Source organism: Pseudomonas sp. IT-P74 (genome assembly GCF_949768175.1).
Taxonomy (GTDB): Bacteria; Pseudomonadota; Gammaproteobacteria; order Pseudomonadales; family Pseudomonadaceae; genus Aquipseudomonas.
The window spans coordinates 22,837-47,954 of sequence record NZ_CATKQD010000093.1 but is presented as its reverse complement, the minus strand read 5'-3'; the positions used below and the strand labels follow the sequence as shown (position 1 = coordinate 47,954).

The 25,118-nt window shown below is 61.4% G+C and carries 19 protein-coding genes and 1 pseudogene; 16 read left to right on the top strand and 4 right to left on the bottom strand.

Annotated elements, in window-relative coordinates; all coding sequences use genetic code 11:
- Positions 1–134: 134 nt before the first annotated feature.
- A pseudogene (locus ACM6J5_RS27915) lies at positions 135–338 on the bottom strand (hypothetical protein); the annotation flags it as partial.
- Positions 339–585: 247 nt separating this feature from the next.
- Between ACM6J5_RS27915 and ACM6J5_RS27910 the strand changes: the two are divergent.
- Positions 586–1,734, top strand: coding sequence for a hypothetical protein (locus tag ACM6J5_RS27910; RefSeq protein WP_414929821.1), 1,149 nt, complete (start codon positions 586–588; stop codon positions 1,732–1,734).
- A gap of 71 nt (positions 1,735–1,805) precedes the next feature.
- Here the strand turns inward: ACM6J5_RS27910 and ACM6J5_RS27905 are convergent, their stop codons facing one another.
- Positions 1,806–3,725, bottom strand: coding sequence for an alkaline phosphatase D family protein (locus tag ACM6J5_RS27905; RefSeq protein ID WP_414929728.1), 1,920 nt, complete (start codon positions 3,723–3,725; stop codon positions 1,806–1,808).
- 203 nt (positions 3,726–3,928) lie between these two features.
- Here ACM6J5_RS27905 and ACM6J5_RS27900 point away from each other — a divergent pair, with 203 nt between their 5' ends.
- The 7 genes from ACM6J5_RS27900 (at position 3,929) to ACM6J5_RS27870 (ending at position 10,351) form a co-directional block, all read left to right on the top strand.
- On the top strand, positions 3,929–4,909 hold the full coding sequence (locus ACM6J5_RS27900; RefSeq protein ID WP_414929727.1) for a quinone oxidoreductase family protein: 981 nt from the start codon (positions 3,929–3,931) through the stop codon (positions 4,907–4,909).
- 13 nt (positions 4,910–4,922) lie between these two features.
- Positions 4,923–5,771 (top strand): TauD/TfdA dioxygenase family protein, encoded by an 849-nt coding sequence (locus tag ACM6J5_RS27895; protein ID WP_095944491.1) that lies wholly within the window; start codon positions 4,923–4,925, stop codon positions 5,769–5,771.
- 114 nt (positions 5,772–5,885) lie between these two features.
- On the top strand, positions 5,886–6,938 hold the full coding sequence (locus ACM6J5_RS27890; RefSeq protein ID WP_095944492.1) for a 3-keto-5-aminohexanoate cleavage protein: 1,053 nt from the start codon (positions 5,886–5,888) through the stop codon (positions 6,936–6,938).
- 92 nt (positions 6,939–7,030) lie between these two features.
- Complete coding sequence (locus ACM6J5_RS27885; RefSeq protein ID WP_095944493.1) at positions 7,031–8,362, top strand: MFS transporter; 1,332 nt, start codon at positions 7,031–7,033, stop codon at positions 8,360–8,362.
- Positions 8,359–9,021: a DsbA family oxidoreductase gene (locus ACM6J5_RS27880; RefSeq protein WP_095944494.1), complete on the top strand. Its 663-nt coding sequence runs from the start codon at positions 8,359–8,361 to the stop codon at positions 9,019–9,021. The genes ACM6J5_RS27885 and ACM6J5_RS27880 overlap by 4 nt, the downstream gene beginning before the upstream one ends.
- Positions 9,018–9,344 carry a Rieske (2Fe-2S) protein gene (locus ACM6J5_RS27875; protein ID WP_095944495.1) on the top strand — a complete coding sequence of 109 codons (327 nt, stop codon included), beginning with the start codon at positions 9,018–9,020 and terminating at the stop codon, positions 9,342–9,344. Before ACM6J5_RS27880 ends, ACM6J5_RS27875 begins: the two co-directional genes overlap by 4 nt.
- Positions 9,341–10,351, top strand: coding sequence for a YeiH family protein (locus tag ACM6J5_RS27870; RefSeq protein ID WP_095944496.1), 1,011 nt, complete (start codon positions 9,341–9,343; stop codon positions 10,349–10,351). The genes ACM6J5_RS27875 and ACM6J5_RS27870 overlap by 4 nt, the downstream gene beginning before the upstream one ends.
- Before the next feature lie 191 nt (positions 10,352–10,542).
- Here the strand turns inward: ACM6J5_RS27870 and ACM6J5_RS27865 are convergent, their stop codons facing one another.
- Complete coding sequence (locus ACM6J5_RS27865; protein ID WP_095944497.1) at positions 10,543–11,559, bottom strand: AraC family transcriptional regulator; 1,017 nt, start codon at positions 11,557–11,559, stop codon at positions 10,543–10,545.
- A 356-nt stretch (positions 11,560–11,915) separates the two neighbouring features.
- Between ACM6J5_RS27865 and ACM6J5_RS27860 the strand changes: the two genes are divergently transcribed.
- The 8 genes from ACM6J5_RS27860 (at position 11,916) to ACM6J5_RS27825 (ending at position 23,910) form a co-directional block, all read left to right on the top strand.
- Positions 11,916–12,482 carry an RBBP9/YdeN family alpha/beta hydrolase gene (locus ACM6J5_RS27860; protein WP_150672137.1) on the top strand — a complete coding sequence of 189 codons (567 nt, stop codon included), beginning with the start codon at positions 11,916–11,918 and terminating at the stop codon, positions 12,480–12,482.
- A 124-nt stretch (positions 12,483–12,606) separates the two neighbouring features.
- Positions 12,607–14,610, top strand: a complete 2,004-nt coding sequence (locus tag ACM6J5_RS27855; protein ID WP_095944498.1) for a DUF1302 domain-containing protein — start codon at positions 12,607–12,609, stop codon at positions 14,608–14,610.
- A 41-nt stretch (positions 14,611–14,651) separates the two neighbouring features.
- Positions 14,652–16,010 (top strand): DUF1329 domain-containing protein, encoded by a 1,359-nt coding sequence (locus tag ACM6J5_RS27850; protein ID WP_414929726.1) that lies wholly within the window; start codon positions 14,652–14,654, stop codon positions 16,008–16,010.
- 157 nt (positions 16,011–16,167) lie between these two features.
- A complete protein-coding gene (locus ACM6J5_RS27845) occupies positions 16,168–17,259 on the top strand; it encodes a WD40/YVTN/BNR-like repeat-containing protein (protein ID WP_414929725.1) in 1,092 nt (363 codons plus the stop codon).
- A 16-nt stretch (positions 17,260–17,275) separates the two neighbouring features.
- Positions 17,276–19,795 (top strand): efflux RND transporter permease subunit, encoded by a 2,520-nt coding sequence (locus ACM6J5_RS27840; protein WP_414929724.1) that lies wholly within the window; start codon positions 17,276–17,278, stop codon positions 19,793–19,795.
- Positions 19,796–19,801: 6 nt separating this feature from the next.
- Positions 19,802–21,580, top strand: coding sequence for an acyl-CoA dehydrogenase C-terminal domain-containing protein (locus ACM6J5_RS27835; RefSeq protein ID WP_414929723.1), 1,779 nt, complete (start codon positions 19,802–19,804; stop codon positions 21,578–21,580).
- A 24-nt stretch (positions 21,581–21,604) separates the two neighbouring features.
- Positions 21,605–23,248 (top strand): fatty acid--CoA ligase, encoded by a 1,644-nt coding sequence (locus ACM6J5_RS27830; protein ID WP_095944503.1) that lies wholly within the window; start codon positions 21,605–21,607, stop codon positions 23,246–23,248.
- Positions 23,249–23,562: 314 nt separating this feature from the next.
- Positions 23,563–23,910 (top strand): potassium channel family protein, encoded by a 348-nt coding sequence (locus ACM6J5_RS27825; RefSeq protein ID WP_095944505.1) that lies wholly within the window; start codon positions 23,563–23,565, stop codon positions 23,908–23,910.
- A gap of 46 nt (positions 23,911–23,956) precedes the next feature.
- Here ACM6J5_RS27825 and ACM6J5_RS27820 read toward each other — a convergent pair whose 3' ends face one another.
- Positions 23,957–24,997 (bottom strand): DMT family transporter, encoded by a 1,041-nt coding sequence (locus ACM6J5_RS27820; protein WP_150672130.1) that lies wholly within the window; start codon positions 24,995–24,997, stop codon positions 23,957–23,959.
- Between the last annotated feature and the right edge of the window lie 121 nt (positions 24,998–25,118).

Here is a 25,118-nt window from a genome sequence, read left to right as displayed (position 1 = left end):
CGGCCTGCGCACCTTGAGATTCATCGGTAACTTGCCGTGCTTCACTGCTCATCATTTCTGTAAGCCCTTTTATAGTGTCAGTTTTTAGACATCGCTGTGATGTGGGTGGTTGTAGTGAGGGCGATCAGGTTGGCTCAGTTGTGAGTTGGGCTTACCTTTACTGCTGGGCTCAGGAAGTCTATGTGATAGCCAGAGGAACCGTCCCCAATTGCTATATGAACGCCATTAATCCCTTCGTTTAATTGAGAGTTGATTTTGTAGTCAATGCTATTTGCGACTGTGTCGTTTACTCCAATAGTAAACTCAGTCAGCTTGAGGCCTCTAGGCCCTGGCGCAATTCAATAACCGTGTTGCACTCAGCACCTGCAACCGCCGTTGGTTTTAAATTTTTTAGAATTAATTATGCTCGTTATGTGTCTTGTAAGAAGCTCTTGGTTATTTGTGTAAATAGTGGCTGTAGTCCTCTTCTGAAAATTTAGTGTTCTACCGAATTTGGTTGTGACGGACGATCTGAAATCGTTAGGTTGGTCTATGGGGCTCTTCTTACAGGGGGGTATGCATTCAATCGCTAATAAGGGTTGTGTAGTGCAGGAATCAAAGAAATATCTGACAGAAACATCCGTACACCAAGCTTTGTTACTGGCCGATCTAACAGAACCCGCTACACCCGATCACGCCATTCGATTATTACTCATGGAGGTCCTTCAAGGGTTAACGGATAAAGGCTGGCCACAAGCGCAAGTGCAGACGGGTCCGAGAATTGTCTCCGCTGAAGAAAACTACGGATTGCTTGGTTATGACCCATCTGAGATTACGCTTGGAAGTGCACACACTCGATGGGTTGACGAGTGGTCTCTGTTACGGACGCAAACCACTAGCCAAATTCCCTCTGCGCTTCAGCGAGCGGCCAAGCTACGACAACCAGGGCAGTCAATATTATTGGCCGCGCCTGGTATCACTTTTCGTCGCGACAGCCGGGATCGTTGGCATTGTGCGCAGCCGCATCAGATGGATATCTGGGTGCTCGGCGATCCTGATTTGTCGACGCATGAGCATTTGCTCTGCTTGGTCGGCGATATCCTCAAATCTGCCGTGCCTGATATGCCTTGGATCTTCAGTGATAGTCCGCATCACTACACTGAGGGCGGGATCGAAGTAAACCTGTTGAATGACGGCGTCCCTGTAGAGGTTCTGGAGTGCGGTCGAATTGCCAAATCATTGTTGGAGAGACTGAAGATCGATCCTTTGCGTCATGGAGGACTGGCGCTGGGAATGGGATTGGATCGCTTGACCATGCTGCGCAAAGGCATCCCGGATATTCGTTTGCTGCGTGATCAGAACGAACGAGTACAGGCACAGATGCATGATCTGAATCCGTGGCGCGCCGTCTCTCGGTTGCCTTCGATTACTCGTGATATTTCGTTAGCGGTAACGCCGGGGCTGAGCGAGGAAGTGTTGACTGAAAGGATGTTGCAGGCAGCTGGCGATTGTTCAGATTGGATCGAGGAAATGCAGATCAAAGGGCGCTGGGCGTTCACAGAACTGCCTCTGCAGGCCATCGATCGCCTCGGATTGCTGCCGGGGCAGGAGAATGTGCTACTACGTGTTGTACTGCGTGATTGTTCGCGATCAATCACCACTGCTGAGGCGAATGCCTTGTATTCGAAAATCCAGGTGGCACTCCATGAAGGTGCGCCGGGGGCGGGTTACAGGATGGATTTCCCCAATATTTAACTGCTCTCTTCGCGAGTAGGTCGGATCGCTGTACCGTCGCGTCCACAGTTTTTTGTGGTGTCTTCTTTTCCTCAATCATCGCTTGCTGGCGCAATCATTCGGGTCTTCGGCGAGCCGTTCGAGTTGTGCTGATAGATCGTCTGCGGCTGCCCCAGGTCATTGAAAAACACCTGCCCGATCCCCGCCGAGTTCCATAGCCGTTCACCGGCTTCGGCGTGTTCGGGCACGTGGGGCACGATGCGCATGCGTCGACGCTTGGTCAGCCAGTTCAGCGGTGAACGTGGCGAGTACAGCCAGCGGTTGAGGCGGTCGAACCACTCGAGCAGGGTGGCGGGAAATTCATTCTTGATGCCGCTGCTGGTGATCTGCCAGATGCGCGGCCCGGCCTTGCGGTGGCGGATCAGCACTTCGTAGACGAAGGAATAGTGCACATCGCCCGACAGCACCACGTAGTTACCCGGCGTGCGCGAGTGGCGGAAAATATTCAGGATCACCTGCGCCGCACCGCGATGGGCCATCCAGTTTTCCGCGTCCACCAGCAGTGGATAACCGCACCAGCTGAATACCCGCTGCACGGTTTCAATCAGCTTGACGCCGAAGATCGGCGCGGGCGAAACGATGATCGCACTCGGGTGGTCCAGCAGTTCCTGTTGCAGTTCGCTCAGGGCTTCCCAGTCGAGCAAACCGGAAGGCTGCTTGAGGTTCATCTCGCTGCGCCAGCGCCGGGTGCGGGTGTCGATTACCACGATGGCCGGGGTGGTCGGCAGCACGTAATGCCAGTGCTGAAACTTCAGCAGATCACCGATCAAATCATCCTGAACGATGCGGTCGAGGTGACGCTGGTGTGTGCTGGCGCTCAACGCACCGGCCTTTTCCAGCAGGGCGGCGAACGCATCCGGATGGTTGCCCCAGCCCTGGCACAACATGTAGGCCAGCAGCGCGTTGCCGATGATGCGCCGGGAGAACGGATGGCCGTAGGCCGTTTCCTCCCACTGCGCGCTAAGGTTCCAGTCATCGGTGATGTCGTGGTCGTCGAAAATCATCAGCGTCGGCAGATGCGCCAGCGCCCGCGCGACGTTGCCAAGGCCTGCCTTGAAGGCATCGATGCGCGTCTGTTCAAGGGCGTAGCGCTTGAGCCGTTCCGGCGTCAGCGACGGTGCCTGGGGCGCGATCAGGGTCCAGGGCACTGGCGACCAGACCAGCAAGTACATGGCCATGACTTCGGCGAAGGTCACCAGGTGGTTGTCGGCACTGCTGCTGGTGAAAATCGGCTTGCGCGCGCCACCGAAAAACCGCTCGCGCAGGGTTTCATTGCTTTGCAGCGCCGGCAGCAGATCGGCGCGGTGGTAGTAACTGGCCGGATGCTCGTAGAGCCTGGCGCTGTCGCTGACTACGGCGCCTTCGAGGTGTTCCCCGAACAGACCCAGGCGCTCGATCAAGGCGTGAATCGCCCGCAACATCGGCCCCGCGACATCGTCGGCGTAGACCTGATCGCCGGTCATCATCAGCAGTGCCGGGCGGTCCTTTGCCGCATGTTCCTGCGCCAGCAACCGGTCGACGCACAGCAAGCCATCTGTCGCCGGGTGATGAGGCTTGCGGCAAGAGCCATGCAGCAATTGATCGACCCGTGCGCGCAGGACGAAGTTCGGGCAACGGGCATCGCCGTACAGCAGGTGCGGCGCCCAGTCGGCGATGCCTTGTTCTGTACCATCGATCAGCAGGTCATAGTCGATCGACTCGTCCCAGGGCAGGGCGCAATCGAGGTGTACATCGATCAAGTGCACAAAGGCATGGGCCCCCACTGCAATCACCGTGCATTGCCCGGCATCCAGGCGGATATCGCCGACGCCCTGCAGGCGCAAGGTCAGCGCCAGCGCCCGGGAACCCACCAGCCACAGCGCCAGCCGCGTGGGCTCCAGACGCCGCAACAGCGGACCCGCCAGGACCGGCGGCAGGGCATGATCATCAGGCAGTGGCAGCGTTTCGGACATCCGGCTTCGAGACTCTTGGGCGTGGAAGCGGGCGATGATAGCGCAGGTGGCGACGGGACCGGCTAGACGATCCCGTTTCTGCCTGTCACCAAATGAAAAGCCATTGTCGTCTGATGAGAAGCGTCCCGACAGGCCTCGTCCTACAGTCCAATCAGCGCAATTCGATGCAACACGCCCACATTGCAGATTGGAGAATAAGAAAAATGGCCAAAGCCGTACGCTTTTACGAAACCGGTGGTCCCGAAGTTCTACGTTATGAGGACGTCGAAGTCGGCGAACCCGGTCCCGGCCAGGTTCGGCTTCGTCATGTGGCAGTCGGCCTGAACTATGCCGACACCTATTTCCGCAACGGCACCTACCCGATTCCGATGCCCAACGGCATGGGCGTCGAGGCCTCTGGCGTCGTCCAGGCCATTGGTGAAGGGGTCACCAACGTCGAGGTCGGTGATCGTGTCACCTACACCGGTTTCCTCAACACCCTCGGTGCCTACAGCACCGAGCGCCTGATCCCGGCCGCGCCGCTGATCAAGCTGCCGGAAACCATCAGCTTCGAGACCGCTGCCGCGATGACCATGCGTGGTTTGACGTCCTCGTACCTGATGCGCCGCATCTACGACTTCAAACCGGGCGACAGCATCCTGTTGCATGCCGCCGCCGGCGGGGTCGGTCTGATCGTTTCGCAGTGGGCCAAGTTACTGGGCCTGAACGTGATCGGCACGGTGTCGACCGAGCAAAAGGCGGAAATCGCCCGGGCTCACGGTTGCGACCATACGATCAACTACAGCCATGAAGACGTCGCCGCTCGCGTTCGCGAATTGACCGACGGTGTGGGCGTCAACGTGGTGTTTGACAGCGTTGGCAAGAACACCTTCATGGGTTCGCTGGATTCGTTGAAACCTCGTGGCCTGATGGTCTGCGTGGGTACCGCGTCCGGCCCGATCCCGGCGTTCGACCCGGTGATGCTGGCGATGAAAGGCTCGCTATACCTGACCCGTCCGGCCCTGGCCAACTACATCAGCGACCCAGCTGAAAAAGCCGAGCTGGCCGGTGAGTTGTTCGACCATGTCGGCAGCGGCCGGATCAAGATCGAGATCAACCAGCACTACGCCTTGCAGGACGCGGTGCAGGCCCATCGCGACCTTGAATCGCGCAAGACTACCGGCTCATCGATTTTCGTCGTTTAAGGAGCGGCCAGCCATGAAAGTCGAACAATTGACCTGCACCATCGGCGCCGAACTGATCGGCGTCAACCTGGCCGACGCGGTACATGACGACGGTCTGTTTGCCGAAATCCGCGCCCAGTTGCTCAAGCATCGCGTGGTGTTCCTGCGTGACCAGGACATCACCCGCGCCGAACACGTGGCCTTCGCCCGGCGCTTCGGCGAGTTGGAGGATCACCCGGTGGCCGGCAGCGATCCGGAGCATCCGGGTCTGGTGCAAATCTACAAGCGTCCGGACCAGCCGGCGGACCGCTACGAAAACTCCTGGCACAGCGACGCCACCTGGCGCGAAGCCCCGCCGATGGGCTGCGTACTGCGTTGCCTGGAGTGCCCGCCGGTGGGCGGCGACACCATGTGGGCCAACATGGTCGAGGCATACGCGCGCTTGCCCGAAGATGTGAAGGTGAAGATCGCCGACCTGCGCGCCCGTCACAGCATCGAAGCCAGCTTCGGTGCGGCCATGCCGATCGAAAAACGCCTGGCGCTCAGGGAGAGATTTCCGGATGCCGAGCACCCGGTGGTGCGCACACATCCGGAAACCGGCGAGAAGGTGCTGTTCGTCAACGCCTTCGCCACGCACTTCAGCAACTACCACACCCCGGCGCGGGTGCGGTTCGGCCAGGACGCCAACCCCGGCGCCAGTGAGCTGCTGCGCTACCTGATCAGCCAGGCGTACATCCCTGAGTATCAAGTGCGCTGGCGCTGGAAGCCCAACAGCATCGCTATCTGGGACAACCGCAGTACCCAGCACTACGCCGTCATGGATTACCCGCCGTGCCATCGCAAGATGGATCGCGCCGGGATCATCGGCGACAAGACGTTCTGATCGAACGCCACCTGCAATCGCACTCGCAGCATTCGTATTCGTAAAAATGTCTGCCCGGCACGACCCCGGGTGGACGGAACAATCATAAGAACTGAAATAAGAACTGGAGCAGCCATGCAATTCTTCGACGATTCCCTGCACCCCGAAAACATGGAAAAGGTAGTCATCACCGTGGCCCCGTACGGCCCGGAGTGGATGCCGGAAGATTTCCCGGAAGACATCCCGCTGACCATGGACGAGCAAGTCCAGAAAGCGGTCGAATGCTATGAAGCCGGCGCCACCGTGCTGCACCTGCATGTGCGCGAACTGGACGGCAAGGGCTCCAAGCGCCTGTCGAAGTTCAACGAGCTGATCGCCGGTGTGCGTGAAGCCGTGCCAGACATGATCATCCAGGTCGGCGGCTCGATTTCCTTTGCTCCGGAAAGCGACGGCGAAGCGGCCAAGTGGCTGTCTGACGACACCCGTCACATGCTGGCCGAACTGACCCCTAAGCCGGATCAGGTCACCGTGGCGATCAACACCACCCAGATGAACATCATGGAGCTGTTGTATCCGGAATACCTGGAAGGCACCTCCCTGGCCAACCCGTTGTACCAGGCTGCCTACAGCGAAATGACCGTACCGGCAGGCCCGGCCTGGGTTGCGGAGCACCTCAAGCGCCTGATGGACAACGGCATCCAGCCACACTTCCAGCTGACCGGCATGCACGCCATGGAAAGCCTGGAGCGCCTGGTGCGCAAGGGCATCTACAAAGGTCCGCTTAACCTGACCTGGATCGGTATCGGCGGCGGTTTCGATGGCCCGAACCCGTTCAACTTCTTCAACTTCATCCACCGCGCGCCGGACGGTTGCACCCTGACCTCCGAGTCGCTGCTGAAAAACGTCATGCCGTTCAACACCATGTCGATGGCCATGGGCATGCACCCGCGTGTGGGCAACGAAGACACTATCATTGACCACAAGGGCGACCGTTTCGGCTCGGTTGCCCAGATCCAGCAAACCGTGCGCATTGCCCATGAACTGGGCCGTGAAATCGCCACCGGCAAAGAAGCCCGCGAGATCTACCGCATCGGCGTGCAGTACGAAACCATCGAAGAAACCCTGTTGGCCAACGGCATGGCCCCCAACCGCAAGGCTGGGCAGAAAGGTACTCCGCAACGCGGCTGACCGAGGGTCGGGACGAGAGGCCGTGACCTCTCGTCCGCCCGACCGTTACACGCTTGATAACAAAAATAAAACAAAGCTCTTGAGGAGGCTGCATGGCCTTTCACCCAATAGCCGCTGACGATGACGACTCCTGCGGAGTCGGCGTTGCGCGCCAATATGCCTGGATCGTCTTTGCCTTGACGTTCGGCCTGTTGATTTCCGATTACATGTCGCGTCAGGTGCTGAACGCGGTATTCCCGCTGCTCAAGACTGAGTGGGCGTTGAGTGACGGACAGCTCGGTCTGCTCAGCGGCATCGTTGCCCTGATGGTCGGCCTGCTGACGTTTCCCCTGTCGTTGATGGCCGACCGTTTCGGCCGGGTCAAGAGCCTGGCGCTGATGGCGTTCCTGTGGAGCGTCGCAACCCTGGGTTGCGCGCTGGCCCAGGACTACCAGCAAATGTTCATCGCACGGTTCATGGTCGGCGTCGGCGAAGCCGCCTACGGCAGCGTGGGCATCGCGGTGGTGATTTCGGTGTTCCCCAAACACATGCGGGCCACCCTGGCCAGTGCCTTCATGGCCGGCGGGATGTTCGGTTCGGTGTTGGGCATGGCTTTGGGCGGTGCGATTGCCGCCAAGCTGGGCTGGCGCTGGTCGTTCGCCGGCATGTCGCTGTTTGGCCTGTTTCTGGCGGTGCTTTACCCGCTGATCGTCAAGGAAGCGCGCATTGCGCCACAACGTGCCGCGCAGATTGCGAACAAGACGGCCGCGGCGGTCAAGCGTCCGCTGCGCACGCTGTGGTCCAGCCGTTCGGTGGTGTCGACCTACATCGCCAGCGGTTTGCAGTTGTTCGTCGGCGGTACGGTGATGGTGTGGATTCCCAGCTACCTCAACCGCTACTACGACATGCCCACCGACAAGGCCGGTGGCATGGCGGCGATCATCGTGTTGTGCAGCGGCGCGGGGATGATCCTGTGCGGCATGCTCAGCGACCGCCTGTGTCGCAACTCGCCGGAGCGCAAGGTCAGCCTGGCCATTGGTTTTTGCCTGGGCAGTTGCCTGCTGCTGTCGGCGGCCTTTGCCTTGCACGCAGGGCCGGTGCAACTGGCGCTGATCTGCCTGGGCATGGCGATTGCCACCGGCACCACCGGCCCCGCCGGCGCGATGGTTGCCAACCTGACCCATTACTCCGTCCACGGTACGGCGTTCGCCACGCTGACCCTGGCCAATAACCTGCTGGGGCTGGCACCCGGGCCGTTCCTGACCGGCCGTGTGTCCGACCTCATCGGCCTGCATGCCGCTTTCCAATTAGTGCCGCTGGTCAGCCTCGCGGCGGCAGCGGTGTTCTTCTATGCCAAGTGTCATTACCACAAAGATATCGCCCGGCTTGAGGGTCAGAGCGTGCCTGAGCCCGTCAGTGCCGCCGGGATAGAGGTGAAGTTGTGAGTCGTCGTTTACGTATTGATGTGTTTTTCGATTTTATCTGCCCCTGGTGCCTGATCGGCAAACGCCAACTGGAGCATGCGCAGGTGCAGTTTCGCAGTCGCCATCCGGACGTGCAGATCACCACGGTGTGGCATGGCGTGCAGTTGCTGCCGCAGATACCGGTAGAAGGTGAACCTTTCGCCGATTTCTATCGCAAGCGCCTGGGCAATGCCGACGCGATGACCATGCGCCAGACCCAGGTACAACAGGCTGCCAGTGCAGTCGGACTGGCCATCGACCTCAGCCGTATCGAGACGATGCCCAACACCGCGGACGCCCATCGTTTGTTCGAGCGTGCCAGCGCACTGGGCAACGCCAGTCAGCGTGAAATGTTGCTTGAACGGCTGTTCGCCGCTTATTTCTTCAGGCGCGAAAACCTCGCTTGCCGTGAGACCTTGCTCGCCATTGCCCGCTCCTGCGGCATCGCCCCGGACGGGGTGCTCGATTGCCTGACGGGCGATGCCACGCCGTTTGAAGGATCCCCCGGCGCGACCAGTGGCGTGCCGAGCTTCAAGTTCGACAACCGCATGACGGTGATCGGCGCACAACCAGCCCAGGCGCTGCTCGGGGCCATGAACGAAGCCCTCAAGGAAAGTGATCGCGAGCGGCAGCCAGCATGACCCGGCGCATTCCCGTGCCGGCCGGCAAGCACCCGCCGGCCGGCGGCCGGGCGCTGTTCGAGTTCGAAGACAAAAGCCTGGCGCTGTTCAACGTCGACGGGCAGCTGTTTGCCATTGACGACAGCTGCCCGCACCAGGGTTCCTCGTTATGCGCAGGGCGTCTTGAGGGGCGGGTGATTCAATGCCTCGCCCATGGTTTGCGCTTCGATTTGCACAGCGGCTACCTGCTCAATTCCAGGCAGGTCAAAGTCACCAACTACCCGGTCGAGATCATCGACGGCCAGGCGTTTATCGTCATCGTTACCGAGGAGTCCGCGCCATGAGCGCCATTGCTCTTACCCGTATCCACAGTCGCACGCGCGAACTGGCACCGGGGTTTATCGTCAGTCTGATTGTCGCGGCCGCCGCGTCGTTCCTGTCCGAGCACTACGGTGCGCCGGTCATGCTGTTTGCCTTGTTGCTGGGCATGGCCCTGAATTTTCTTGCCGATGACGGTCCCTGCAAGGCCGGCATCGAGTTCACCGCCCGCACCGTGCTGCGCATTGGCGTGGCGTTGCTGGGCATGCGCATCACCCTGGAGCAAATGGCCGCGCTGGGCTGGAAGCCTATAGCGCTGGTGGTGATCCTGGTGGTGGTGACCATCAGCGTGTCGGTGATCGCCGCCAAGGCCCTGGGCTTCCAGCGTCTGTTCGGTATGCTCACCGGCGGCGCGACGGCCATCTGCGGCGCCTCGGCGGCCCTGGCCCTGGCAGCGGCGCTGCCGAACCATCCGCAGAAAGAACGCGCCACACTGTTCACGGTCATTGGCGTGTCGGCGTTGTCGACGTTGGCAATGATCGTCTACCCGATGATCGCCAACTGGCTGGAGTTGTCGCCGCAGGTGGCGGGCGTGTTTCTCGGCGCCACGATCCACGACGTGGCCCAGGTGGTCGGCGCCGGCTACAGCATGTCGACCGAGACCGGTGACACCGCCACTGTGGTCAAGCTGATGCGTGTTGCGATGCTGCTGCCGGTGATCGTCACCGCCGCGATGATCACCCGCATGCAAGGCGCCGACCCGACCGGCAAGCGTCCACCGCTGTTGCCGTGGTTCGCCGTCGGCTTTCTGATTCTGGCCTGTATCAACAGCACTGGCTGGATAGCGCCTGCGGTGCAAGGATCGGTCAACGAACTGTCGCGCTGGTGCCTGGTGATTTCCATCAGTGCCCTGGGCATGAAGACCCGGCTCAGGGAGCTGGCGGCGGTCGGGATCAAGCCGATTCTGCTGATGGTCGGGGAGACGGTGTTCCTGGTGGTGCTGGTGCTGTTGTTGCTGCGCTGGGGGCTCTGAACATCGGCCAGGATTAAAACCTGTAGGCGCGAGCCTGCTCGCGAAAAACCCAAGAGCACCGCGGGGCATCTGTTTTTACGCGTAATCGTTCACGACCATCGCGAGCAGGCTCGCTCCTACAAGGATTGCAGTTCCAATCTCGCGCTTTCGCGGCGACTGTGCCAGCAGTCGCCGTTTTTTTTTCCGGGCTGTCAGGACGACTTCGTCCCAGCCTGTTTCTGCGCCCGCCACGTCGCTGGCGGCATGCCGAACTGGCTGATGAACCAACGGGTAAACGAACTCGCCATGGAGTAGCCCAGCATGTCGGCAATTCGACTCAACGAGTAGTTGGGGTTGTCCAGGTAACGAAGCACCAGGTCGCGGCGCACGTCGTTGATCACGTCGTTGAAGGCGCAGTTGTCGTCCTTGAGGCGGCGTTGCAGGGTGCGTACGTTCATGCCCTGGCTCTGCGCCACCTGTTCGATGGTGGCGCGCCCCATGGGCAGCAGCAGGTAGATGGCCTTGCGCACCTCGAACAGCATCGAGGTGCCTTCGTGGTTCTGCAGCGAGTCGAGGTAGCTCTGGGCGTAGCGGGCCATGGCCGGGTCGGCATTGGGGTTGGTCATGTCCAGGCTGATGTCGGGGCAGACGATGCCGTTGAACTCGCTGCCGAACTCCAGGTTGCAGCCGAACAGGCGGCGGTGCAGGTGCAGGTTGTCCGGTGGCTGGTGCATGAAGTTGACGCTGTAGGGATGCCAGTGTGAGCCCAGCAGGGCCGAGCACAGCCGGAACATCACGCCGATGGCCAGCTCCGTGGCCTGGCGGCTGGGCATCGGCGATTCGGTGACGACCTCTTCGCGGATGATCACCATCTTGCCGGCCTCCTCAATGAAGATGGCCAGCGAGTCATTCATCAGGTGCCGGTAATCCACCACGACCTGCAAGGCATCGCGCAGGGTGCGCTGGTGGCTGAGCAGCAGGCTGACCACGCCGAAGTCCGAGAGCTGGCGCGACTCGGCCATGCTCAGGCCGAAGGTCTGGCAGCCGCTGGCGGTGGCCGAGTCTTCCAGCAAGCGCACGGCGGCATCGATCTGGATACGGTGTTCAGGGGCTTGCAGTTGGGCCCTGCTCAGGCCGACAGCGGCCAGCACGTCGCGCGGGTTGAAACCCAGGTATTGGGTGACCTCCAGGTAGTTGGTCAAGACAGCGGCGCGAACAAGCTTGGTCATGCAAAAGTCTTCCCTGGGCCGATGGCGGTTGGCGTGAGCGTGGCGACTATATCCAGCGTATCAACAGTTGAACAGTTGTCATGTCGTTGATGGATTTCATGCTGTCCGGTCACCCATCTTCTACGCTGCATGGAACCACCGGCGCTCATCCGTTGATTACAGTGACCTTGCGCCAACCTGCGGGGTTTTTAGACCGGTGGTCGCACTGTCCAAGTGTCCGACAATTTGTCATCAAAAGAAAAGTGCCTGACGTCCAATGTAAAGCGCTTCGGGTGGGCGCTCTTTAATGTCGACACTACAAAAAGCCCCTGGCGAAAACAGCCAGTCGAGTTATCGAGAAAGCGAAGGTGTTGACCGTGGACAAACTGCAAACTGCCGCCACCGTTCTGATCGTTCCGGGTCTGCGCGAGCACGTGGCCGAGCATTGGCAAACATTGCTTGCCGCCAGGCTGAGCAACGTGCGCAGTGTGGCGCCGCTAACAACCGACAAACTCGATTGCATGGCCCGTGTGCGGGCGATTCAACACGAACTCGAACAAATCGACGGCCCCGTGATTCTGGTGGCCCACAGTGCCGGCGTGCTGATGGTCGCGCACTGGGCGGCGCACTACAGCCGTCCGATCAAGGGCGCTTTGCTGGCCGCGCCACCGGACCTCGATGCGGTCTGGCCGTCAAACTATCCATCGTCCGAAACCCTGCGTAGCCAGGGCTGGAATCCTCTGCCAAATAGCCCGCTGCCGTTTCGCAGCATCGTGGCCGGCAGCACCAACGATCACCTGGCCAGTCTTGCCGCGGTCACCCGCATGGCGCAAGGCTGGGGCGCCGAACTGCTCAATCTGGGCGAAGTCGGTCATCTCAATCCGGCCGCAGGATTTGGCCACTGGCAGCAAGCTGAAGCACTCATCCTGGAGCTGGATCGCTAGTACAAGGAGCTGGACTGGCAGTACGCCAACCGGCATTTGCCCTCATTCCTTAAACGCAAACCCGAAGAGGTTTGTGCGAGGGCGGCTGCGCTTAAAACAAAGACAAAAAGGCGGAGACAACGCAATGCACAACAATAAGAGTCACGGCTTCACCGCTCCACGCTGCACCTTGCTGGCCTCGGCCATTCTCGCGGCAAGCGTACCGGCGGCCCATGCGGTCGAGATCGAGACGGGGAATCCGGACTGGAACGTACGCGTGGATAACACCATCAAGTACAACTACGGCGTGCGCACCGAAAGTGCCGACAAGCGCATGTTGGGAACGCCGAACAACAACGACGGCGACTACAACTTCCGCAAGGCCGGTACCAACATCACCAACCGTATCGACCTGTTGACCGAAATGGACGTGGTCTACAAGAACGCCATGGGTTTTCGCGTCAGCGCCGCCAGCTGGTACGACAAGGCCTATGACAACACTGGCTCCAATTCCAACCCGTTCGTCAACGGCAACGATGCGCGTTCGGGCCTGATCGCCAACGACCCGCGCCTTGCCGGGGTCAACCGTGACAACGTCGGCAACGGCAGCCCGCACCTGAGCAACTATGCCCAGCGCTACTACAGCGGTCCTTCGGGCGAAATCCTCGATGCCTTCGTGTTCTACAGCACCGAAGTGGGCGAGGAGTCGATGTTCAGCGCCAAGGCCGGTCAGCACAACGTGTTCTGGGGCGAGACCATTCTCAATCCGGTGCACTCGGTCAGCTATGGCCAGTCCGGCCTCGACCTGGCCAAGCTCGCCGCGTCGCCGGGTACCGAAGCCAAGGAACTGTTCGTTCCGCGTAACCAGCTGTCGATGTCGTTCACCATCAATCCCGAGCTGACCGTGGGTGCCCAGTATTTCCTGAATTGGGATGCCGCGCGTCTTCCGGAAGCGGGCACCTATTACGGTGGTTCCGACCTGGTCGGCTTCGGCGCGCAATCGTTCCTGTTGGGCAACACCAACGGCGTGGTACCGGGCAGTCCGCTGGGTTGTGGCCTGGCGCCGTGCAACGCCTTGACCAATGTGCGTCGTGGCAAGGACCTGACGCCGCATGACAGCGGCGACTGGGGCGTCATGGCCAAATGGTCGCCGGCCTGGCTGGATGGCACCCTCGGCGTTTACTACCGCGAAACCTCGGAAATCCTGCCGCAAGCCTGGCTGGACGCCCGGGGCATCAGCTCGGCCAACCCGAACGGCACCCGTCCGGCGGGGCAGGTGCCTGCGGTGATCAACACCCTCAATTCTCTGAACACCGCCACCTATCAACTGGCCTATGCCGACAACATCAAGATCCTCGGCCTGAGCCTGTCCAAGGACGTGGGCGGGATCAGTGTCGGTTCGGACCTGAACATCCGTCACAACATGCCGCTGGCCAGTATCCCGGCGATCGTCAGTACCCGCAGCCCGCTGGGCCTGGGTCAAGGGCTTGGCCTGCTGCCTGCACGTACGGACGCTACCGGTGTGGTCTATGACACCCCGAGCCGTGGCGACAGCATGAGCGCCACCGGCGATACCCTGCACTGGACGCTCAACGGTCTGATGACCCTGCCTAAAACACCGGTGTTCGACCAGGCCACTGTGCTTGCCGAGCTGTACTACAGCAACCTGCTCAAGCTCGATAGCGAGAACGAAGCGCTCTACAAAGGCAAGAGCAGCTATCGCGGTATCGACGCGCCGACCCGTGACAACTGGGGCTTGGCAGTCAACTTCACACCGACCTGGTACCAGGTATTCCCGGGTGTGGATCTCAACGCGCCGATGTCCGTCAACGTCGGTCTCGACGGTGTGTCGCCGGTCTCCGGTGGCGGTGCCAAGGACACCGGCAACTATGCCGTGGGCGTGGGCGCCATTGTGTACAACAAATACTTTGTCGACCTGAAGTACGTGGACTCTTTCGGTGAAACCGAGAAGTGCAACAACAGCGGTGTGAGTACCGGTTCCAAGGCCGGTGACGGCTCCACCCCGAACGCCTTTAGCGGCAACGAAAACTACGCCTGTTATGCCGGCGGCTACTCGTCCTTCTCCGGAGGTGGTGCCACGACTGAGGACCGTGGCGCCGTGTACCTGACGATGAAAACTACATTCTGATTCACCACTGATTTGCTCAATGCAAGCAGGAGAATAACAAGATGAAATTCGTAAAAACCGTGTTGGCCGCGTCCTTGGCCATGGTCTTCGCCGCTCAGGCACAGGCTGCCGTTTCAACTCAGGAAGCTGCCAAACTGGGCACCAGCCTGACCATGGCAGGGGCTGAAAAAGCCGGGAACGCTGATGGTTCCATTCCTGCCTACAACGGTGGCTTGACCACGCCGCCGGCCAGCTTCAAGGCCGGCGACAGCATGCGCCCGGACCCGTTTGCCAGTGAAAAACCGATACTGGTGATCGACGGCAAGAACGTCGATCAGTACAAGGGCATGCTCACGGCGACCACGGTAGAACTGGCCAAGCGTTTCCCGACCTTCCGTGTCGACGTGTTCCCGACGCACCGCACCGTGTCGCTGCCCCAGGCGATTCTGGATAACGGCGTGAAGAACGCCAGCGGCGCCAAGTCCCTGGAAGGTGGCCTGGCCATCGACAACGTGCTGCCGGGCATTCCATTCCCGATTCCGCAGTCGGGCAACGAAGCGATGTGGAACTTCCTGTTGCGCTACCAAGGCGTCAGCATCAGCTCCAAGTACGACTCCTGGAACGTCGACTCCGCCGGTGTGCCAAGCCTGGCAACCACCGGGCAAGCGAACATCTCCTACCCGATCTACGAAAACCTCTCGCAGCCGATCAGCAGCGCCGACGTGTACTACCAGATGAAGCTGGCGTACACCGGCCCTGCGCGCCGCGCCGGTGAGGCAATCATGCTCAAGGACGCCGCCAACCCGTTGCAGCAACCGCGTCGCGCCTGGCAGTACTTGCCGGGGCAGCGTCGGGTCAAGCTGGCTCCGAGCCTGGCCTACGACACGCCAAACCCGGGTACCGCTGGCGCGGGCACTTACGATGACGTGTTCGTGTTCAACGGTGCGCTGGATCGCTACGACTGGAAGCTTACGGGCAAGCAGGAAATGATCGTGCCGTACAACACCTACAAGCTGACCTACGTGCAGGATCCGAAGTCGCTGACCACCGCCAATCACCTGTCACCGGACTTCGTGCGTTGGGAAAAACACCGCGTCTGGGTCGTCGAAGGCAACCTCAAGTCCGGTGCTCGTCACATCTACGCCAAGCGCCGCTTCTACCTCGACGAAGACAGCTGGACCGCTTTGGCCTCGGATCAATATGACGCCCGTGGTCAGCTCTATCGCGGTTCCTTCGCCTTCCTGAGCCAGAGCTACGACAAGCAGGTTCCGGACTCCACGCCGTTCATGATCTACGACCTGGTCGGCGGTTCCTACAACATCAACGGTGTAGTCGGCCCGTACGGCGGCATCAAGTACATCGAGCCGCTCTCCAAGGCCCAGTGGTCTTCGGAATCCCTGGCCGGCGCCGGTATTCGCTAAGCCAACCGCACGATCCCCTGTAGGAGCGAGCCTGCTCGCGATGGTCGTGAACGATGAAGCGGGGAATCTGGTTCCCCGCGGTGTTTTTGAGTCCATCGCGAGCAGGCTCGCTCCCACAGGATCTGCACGGCGCCAGGTTTTCCGAAGAGGACGCAGTATGTGTTCGTATAAAAATAATATTTTGCAGCTGGCGTTTGGCGTGGTGCTCGGCCTGTCGCAGGGCGTCACCCAGGCGGCCGAGTACGTCGATGTACTGGACCTGCCGGCGAGGGTCAGTGCCTTGGCCGTCAACAGCCCGTTGTCGGGTATGACTCGCGCCGGCGGGCGAGTGATTACCGTCGGCCAGCGTGGCCATATTCTGTTTTCCGATGATTCCGGCAAGCACTGGCAACAGGCCGCCGTACCGGCCAGTGCCGACCTCACTGCGGTGAGTTTTCCGACCGCCACCCAAGGCTGGGCGGTGGGCAATGACGGCGTGGTGCTGCACAGCAGCGACGCCGGCGCGACCTGGCAAAAGCAGCTCGATGGTCGTCAGATCGGCGCCTTGCTGGTCAAGCATTACACGGCGCTGGCCAGCGCCGAACCGGGCAATGAGCAATGGCCGCTGCTGGTCGCCGAGGGCCAAAGGTTGGCCGATCAGGGCGCCGACAAACCGCTGCTCGACGTCTGGTTCGCCAACGACAAGACCGGCTATGTGGTCGGCGTGTTCAACCTGATCCTGCGCACCGACGACGGTGGTCAGACCTGGACCCCGTTTCAGGACCGCACCGACAACCCCCAGGGTTTCCACCTCAACGCCATCGCCTCTACCGGCGACAGCGTGTACATCGCTGGCGAGCAAGGCCTGTTGCTCAAGTGGGATGACAGCACCCAACGCTTCAGTGCCGTGCCGACGCCTTATCAAGGCAGCTTCTTCGGCGTGCTCGGCAAGCCTGGCGAAGTACTGATCTATGGTCTGCGCGGCAACGTGTTGCGCAGCACCGACGGCGGCCAGCGCTGGACTGCACTGGACAGCGGCCTGCACGTCAGCATCACCGCGGGCCTGATCGATGCCCGTGGCAATTATCGCTTGTTCACCCAGGGCGGGCAGATGCTGGTCAGCCAAGGGACGGGCGCGCAGTTGCGTCTGAAGCAGCAACCGGCACCGACCCCGGTCGCCGGCGCCACCCAGTCCGCCGATGGCGCATTGGTGCTGGCCGGCAGCCGTGGTGCCCGGACGCTGTCCGCCGATCCAGCCCTCGAACCCTAAGAGCGAGAACCCAGACATGGGCAATATCAAACAAGACGCCATGCCGGTGATTCGCGATCTGCGTGATTTCGATCGTCGCTCCGGCAACCTCCTCGAGCGGCTGGTGTTCAACTACCGTCCGCTGTTCATGCTGCTGATGGCGCTCGCCACCGTGGTGCTGGGCTTCATGGCCGTGACTCGCCTGGAGTTGCGCCCCAGCTTCGAAAAAATGATTCCCCAGAGCCAGCCCTACATCCAGAACTTCCTGGAAAACCGCGCTTCGCTGCGCGGGTTGGGCAACTCAGTGCGCGTCGTGGTCGAGAACACCCAGGGTGATATTTTCGATCCCGAGTACCTCGACGTGCTCAAGCAGGTCAACGACCAGCTGTTCCTCACCGAAGGCGTCGACCGTGCGTGGATGAAGTCGCTGTGGAGCCCGGCCGTGCGCTGGACCGAAGTCACCGAGGACGGTTTCCAGGGTGGCCCGGTGATGCCCGACCGTTATCAGGGCTCGCCTTCCGACATTGAGCAGTTGCGCCAGAACATCTCCCGCGCCGGTCTGGTGGGCAGCCTGGTGGCCAGCGACTTCAAGTCGACCATGCTGATCGTGCCGCTGATGGACAAAGCCGCCGCCGGTGGCCAGCGCATCAACTACCACGCCTTCTCGCAGATGCTCGAAGAGCAGTTGCGCGACAAGATCGAATACGCCGGCGACAGCGCGGCGCGTCAATCCGGGGTCGAAGGCACCGGCCATTACAAGGTGCGGGTGATCGGCTTCGCCAAGCTCATGGGCGACCTGATCGACGGCCTGATCCAGGTGATGATGTTCTTCGGCCTGGCCGTGGTCACGTCGCTGATCATCATCTACGCCTACACCCGTTGCGTGCGCAGCACCTTGCTGGTGGTCGGCTGCTCGCTGATCGCGGTGGTCTGGCAACTGGGCATCGTCGCCTGGCTCGGCTACGCCATCGATCCGTACTCGGTGCTGGTGCCGTTCCTGATCTTCGCCATCGGCGTGTCCCACGCGGCGCAGAAGATGAACGGGATCATGCAGGACATCGCCCGTGGCACCCACAAACTGATCGCTGCGCGCTACACCTTCCGCCGTCTGTTCATCGCCGGTGTCACCGCGCTGCTGGCCGACGCCGTGGGCTTCGCCGTGTTGATGCTGATCGACATCCCGGTGATCCAGGACCTGGCGATCACCGCCAGCATCGGTGTCGCGGTGCTGATCTTCACCTCGCTGTTGCTGATGCCGGTGGCCCTGTCCTACGTTGGTGTGGGCGCGAAAGCCGCCGAGCGCGCGCTGAAGATCGACAACCGCGCCGAGAAGCACAAAGGCTTCGGCAAACTGTGGGACGCGCTCGATCGCTTCACCACGGCCAAGTGGGCTACCGGTGCCGTGCTGGTCGCCATCTTGATGGGCATCGGCGGTTACCTGGTCAGCCTCAACCTGAAGATCGGCGACCTCGACAGCGGGGCGCCGGAGCTGCGCGCCGACTCGCGCTACAACCGCGACAACGCCTACATCACCCAGCATTACGCGCTGTCCAGCGACCTGTTCGCGGTGATGATCAAGACCGCGCCGGAAGGCTGCCTGAACTACAAGACCCTGGTCCTCGCCGACCGCCTGGCCTGGGAGCTGCAGCAGTATCCGGGCGTGCAAGCGACGGCCTCTCTGGTCAACGCGGTACGCCAGATCACCGCTGGCACCTACGAAGGCAACCCCAAGCTCAACAGCATCCAGCGCAACCAGGACGTGCTCAACTACGCCGCCCAGCAAGCCTCGGTCAACTCGCCGGAGCTGTTCAACACCGACTGCTCGCTGATGCCGGTGATCACCTTCCTCAAGGATCACAAGGCCGAGACCCTCGATGCCGTGGTGGCGATTGCCGACAAGTTCGCCAAGGACAACAGCACCGCGGATCGCCAGTTCCTGCTCGCCGCCGGTACTGCCGGGATCGAGGCCGCGACCAACATCGTGGTGCGCGAAGCCAACCGCACCATGCTGCTGTACGTGTATGCGGCGGTGACGCTGTTCTGCCTGATCACCTTCCGCAGCTGGCGCGCCACGCTGGTGGCGCTGTTGCCGCTGGTGCTGACCTCGATCCTCTGCGAAGCCTTGATGGTGGCCATGGGCATCGGCGTGAAAGTCGCGACCCTGCCGGTGATCGCCCTCGGTGTGGGCATCGGCGTGGACTACGCCTTGTACCTGCTCAGCGTGCAGTTGCACTTCCAGCGCCAGGGCCTGCCGCTGTCTCAGGCTTACCGCAACGCCGTGTCGTTCACCGGCCGTGTGGTCGGGCTGGTGGGCATCACCCTCGCTGCTGGCGTGGTGTGCTGGGTCTGGTCACCGATCAAGTTCCAGGCCGACATGGGCATCCTGCTGACCTTCATGTTCCTGTGGAACATGCTCGGCGCGCTGATCCTGATTCCGGCCCTGTCCTACTTCTTGCTGCGCGAACGGGCCCCCCAGCCCGGTGCTGTCGCGGTAACCGAAACCACTGAATCCACTGAACGTCCCGGCATGCCGCATGCCGTGACCACTTCCGAGTAAGCCAAGATGTCTGATTACAACGCTCCCCTGCGCGACATGCGCTTCGTCCTCAACGAGGTTTTCCAGGTGTCCCGGCTCTGGGCCCAATTGCCCGGCCTGGCCGAGGTGATCGATGAAGAGACCGCCGCCGCCATCCTCGAAGAGGCCGGCAAGATCAGCGGCGAAGTGATTGCGCCACTGAACCGCGCCAGCGACGAACAGGGCTGCACCTGGCACGACGGCGCGGTCAGCGCCCCGGACGGTTTTGCCCAGGCCTACCAAGCCTTCGCCGAAGGCGGTTGGGTGGGTGTCGGCGGTGATCCGCAGTACGGCGGCATGGGCATGCCCAAGGCGATTTCGGCGCAGGTCGAAGAGATGGTCAACTCGGCCAGCCTGTCGTTCGGCCTGTACCCGATGCTGACCGCCGGCGCCTGCCTGTCGATCAAGGCCCATGCCAGTGAAGAACTGAAAGCCACCTATTTGCCGAACATGTACGCCGGCACCTGGACCGGTTCGATGTGCCTGACCGAAGCCCATTCCGGTACCGACCTGGGCCTGATCCGCACCAAGGCTGAACCCCAGGCTGACGGCAGTTACAAGGTCAGCGGCAGCAAGATTTTCATCACCGGCGGCGAGCACGACCTGACCGAGAACATCATCCATCTGGTGCTGGCGCGTCTGCCCGATGCACCGGCCGGGCCGAAAGGCATCTCGCTGTTCCTGGTGCCGAAAGTGCTGGTCAACGCCGACGGCTCGCTGGGTGAAAACAACGCGCTGTCCTGCGGCTCCATCGAACACAAGATGGGCATCAAGGCCTCCGCCACCTGCGTGATGAACTTCGACGGGGCCACCGGCTGGATCGTCGACGCCCCGAACAAAGGCCTGGCGGCCATGTTCACTATGATGAACTACGAGCGTCTGGGCGTGGGCATTCAGGGCCTGGCCCAGGGCGAGCGTTCGTACCAGAACGCCGTCGCCTACGCCCGCGACCGCCTGCAAAGCCGCGCACCGACCGGCGCGCAGCACAAGGACAAGGCGGCCGACCCGATCATCGTGCACCCGGACGTGCGCCGCATGCTGCTGACCATGAAAGCCCTGAACGAAGGCGGCCGTGCGTTCTCCAGCTACGTGGCCCTGCAACTGGACATCGCCAAGTACAGCGACGACGCCCCGACGCGCCAGCGCGCGCAGGACCTGGTCTCGCTGCTGACCCCGGTGGCCAAGGCCTTTCTCACCGACATGGGCCTGGAAACCACGATCCACGGCCAGCAGGTCTTCGGCGGCCACGGCTACATCCGCGAATGGGGCCAGGAACAACTGGTGCGCGACGTGCGCATCACCCAGATCTACGAAGGCACCAACGGCATCCAGTCCCTGGACCTGGCCGGGCGCAAGATCGTCGGCAGCGGCGGGGCGCTGTACCGCTTGTTCGCTTCGGAAATCCGCGAATTCACCGCCAGCGCTGGCGCGGATCTCGGCGAGTTCACCCAGCCGTTGAACGCCGCCGTCGACACCCTCGACGACCTGACCGCGTGGCTGCTGGACCGGGCCCAAAACAACCCGAACGAAATCGGCGCGGCCTCGGTCGAGTACCTGCACGTGTTCGGCTACACCGCGTACGCCTACCTGTGGGCGCGCATGGCCAAGGCCGTGATGAGCGGCGATGGCGAAGACGATTTCTACACCAGCAAACTGGCTACCGCGCGTTTCTACTTCGCCCGGTTGCTGCCACGTATCCACTCGTTGAGCGCATCGGCCAAGGCCGGCAGCGACTGCCTCTACGAGCTGCAAGCCGATCAGTTCTGATCGAAAGGACAAGGAACCTTAATCATGATGGCGACAAAAATAATTCCGCCCGCCGACGGCGCTTATGCCTATCCCTTGCTGATCAAGCAATTGCTGCTGTCCGGCGTGCGCTACGAGCCAGGCCGGGAAATCGTCTACGCCGACAAGCTGCGCTACAGCTACCAGACCCTCAACAAGCGTATCCGCCGCCTGGCCAATGCACTGACGGCGGCCGGGGTCAAGGCCGGTGACACCGTGGCCCTGCTCGACTGGGACAGCCACCGCTACCTGGAATGCTTCTTCGCCGTGCCGATGATCGGCGCGGTGCTGCACACGGTGAACATTCGCCTGTCGCCGGAGCAGGTGCTGTTCACCATGAACCACGCCGAGGATGACCTGGTGCTGGTGCATGATGATTTCCTGCCCCTGGTCGAGCAGATCCACGGTCGGCTGGAAACCGTTAAAGGCTACCTGCAGCTCACCGATGACGAGGCGACCACGACCTCGCTGCCGGTGCTGGGCGAGTACGAACACCTGCTGTCCCTGGCCCCGGACCAGTACGACTTCCCCGATTTCGACGAGAACTCGGTCGCCACGCTGTTCTACACCACAGGCACTACCGGCGACCCGAAAGGCGTGTACTTCACCCACCGGCAGTTGGTGCTGCACACCCTGAATGCCGTCGGCACCCTGGGCGCCTATCAGGGCCAGCCGCTGCTGCGTTCCGACGACGTGTACATGCCGATCACGCCGATGTTCCACGTGCATGCGTGGGGCGTGCCGTATGTCGCGACGCTGATGGGCATCAAGCAGGTCTACCCCGGCCGCTACGAGCCCAACAGCCTGGTCAGGCTGTACCGCGAAGAGAAGGTGACCTTCTCCCACTGCGTGCCGACCATTTTGCAGATGATCCTCCATTGTGAGGAAGGCAAGGCGACCCGCTTCGACGGCTGGAAAATGCTCCTGGGCGGCAGCGCGCTGACCCTGGGCGTGGCCAGCGAAGCCAGTGCCAAAGGCATGGTGGTGCACGCCGGTTACGGCATGTCCGAAACCTGCCCGTTGCTGTGCCTGACCTACCTGCGCGATGAAGACCTGCAGCTGTCCACCGAAGCGCAACTGCCGATCCGCATCAAGACCGGTACGCCGGTGCCGTTGGTCGACCTGAAGATCATCGACGCCGAGGGCAATGACGTGGCCCATGACGGCGAGTCCCTGGGCGAGATCGTGGTGCGCGCGCCATGGCTGACCCAGGGCTATCTGAAAGCCCCGGACAAAGGCGCGCAGCTGTGGCTCAACGGCTGGCTGCACACCGGCGACATGGCCTCGATCGACCCACTGGGCGGCGTGGAAATCAAGGACCGCATCAAGGACGTGATCAAGACCGGCGGCGAGTGGATCAGCTCCCTGGAACTGGAAAGCCTGATCAGCGAACACCCGGGCGTGATGTCCGTGGCCGTGGTGGGCATTGCCGACGAACAATGGGGTGAACGCCCGATGGCCATGGTCGTGTGCGAACCGGGGCAATACCTGGACCGCAAGATTCTGGAGGTGCATTTGCAAGTCTTCGTCGACGGCGGGCGCATCAACAAATGGGCGATCCCCAAGCAGTTCAAGTTCGTCACCGAAATCCCCAAGACCAGCGTCGGCAAGATCAACAAGAAGCTGATTCGGGAAACGGAAGCGAACTGAGGGATAAACCTGCCACCGTCCCCGATGGTCGCAACTTAACTGTAGGAGCGAGCTTGCTCGCGATGGACTTGAGAACGCCGGGGGCTATCAGGTTTACAGCGTTATCGTTAACGACCATCACGAGCTCGCTCCTACAGAAATCCACCGGTGCCAGGCGGTTTCTGGATAGTTTGCGGGGCGTCATCCTTGTCATAGTTCGCGCCAAAGATAACGCCCCGTCGGTCGCGGTTTTCAGCGCTTGTGCCAAGCTGAACGGGGTATTGAACCGCTGCGCATTCGATTGCCGGCCAATCAAACCCCAGGAAGCCCATGCCATGAGCCTCGCCCATGCATCAAACGTTCGCCACGAGTTCTACAAAGCCGTCTGGTTCTACTTCAAAGTGGTGTGGCCGATCTTCTCGATTCTGCTGTTAGTGATCGTTGCGATTGGCCTCATCATCGCCCGGCTGGAAGGGTGGAGCCCTGATGAAGGTGTCTACTTTGCCTTCGTGACCGGGCTGACCATCGGCTATGGAGAACTGGTACCAAAACTGGGAGTGTCGCGAGTGCTGGCGATCCTGCTGGGTTTCAACGGCGTGCTGATGACCGCGACATTCGCGGCGATCAGTGTCCGGGCGATTGAAGTGACCGTGACGGCGACGAGGAAGGGGGACGTGGAGTAGGGCGGTGATGGCTACGGCCGGTTTAAATGGCCGCAGCCTCCGGGGCTCAGTGCGAGTGCCGGTGATGGATGTCGGGAAAGTGCGGGTGACTGTGGACGATCGGTGAGTGTTGGTGCACATGGCTATGGGGTTGCACACCGTCCCACTCAAAGGCATGTTCATGCTGATGATGCTCATCGTGGACATGCTTGTGGTCGTGGATTTGCGGTTCGTGCTGATGCTCGTGTGAGTGACTCTCGGTCAGATGAATCCAGACCCCCAGCCCCATCAGGCCGGCAGCGATCCAAAACACCCACGTCACGGCTTCACCGAAAAACAGGATCGCTATCGCGGCTCCCAGGAACGGCGCCGTGGAAAAGTACGCCCCGGTCCGCGCCGTACCAAGCCCCCGCAACGCCAGGACGAACAGCACCAGACTGACGCCATACCCCAAAAAGCCCACCAGCAGGGTTGGCCCAAGAAGCGACCACTCTGGCAGGTGCATACCCAACGCGATCCCCAGCGCGCAATTGACGGCTCCTGCCACCAGCCCTTTGGTGCCGGCAATAAACAACGCATCCGACGCAGACACCTTGCGGGTGAGGTTGTTATCAATGGCCCAACAAAAACACGCCACCGCCACCGCGACAGGCCCCAACCAGCCTTGAACCTCTGCCGAAGTGCGAGGCCACGCCAACAACACGCCCCCGGCAACAATGGCCACCATCCCCGCAACAATGCGCCGGTCAGCGTTCTCCCTGAAGACCACCCACGCCATCAGTGCGGTCAACACGGCTTCCAGGTTCAGCAACAGTGATGCGGTGGTGCCAGAGGTGAGGGTGAGTCCAAACATCAATGAAACCGGACCCAGCACGCCACCGAACACAATGGCCCCGATGAACCACGGCCATTCAGGGGCTGTCAGGCCTGTCGGCCGCCAGCCACGATCACGGATCAGTCGGGTTAGCGTCAGCCCGACGCCGCTGCCCAGATAAAGCAGGCCGGCGAGGAGGATGGGGGACACGTTCAAGCCTAGCCACTTGGCCAAGGGCGTGCTGGCGCCGAACAAGGCAGCAGCGCCCAAGGCGTAGAGAATGCTTTTGGTCATTGTGGTTCCGGGGCTCAGGGGAGGTGGTCGTGAACAGGATACGCTTAATGCCGCCAATGAGCGCCTCTGGCCTGCCCACACAACACACCCCCCCTGACACAACCCCCTGTGGGAGCCAGCA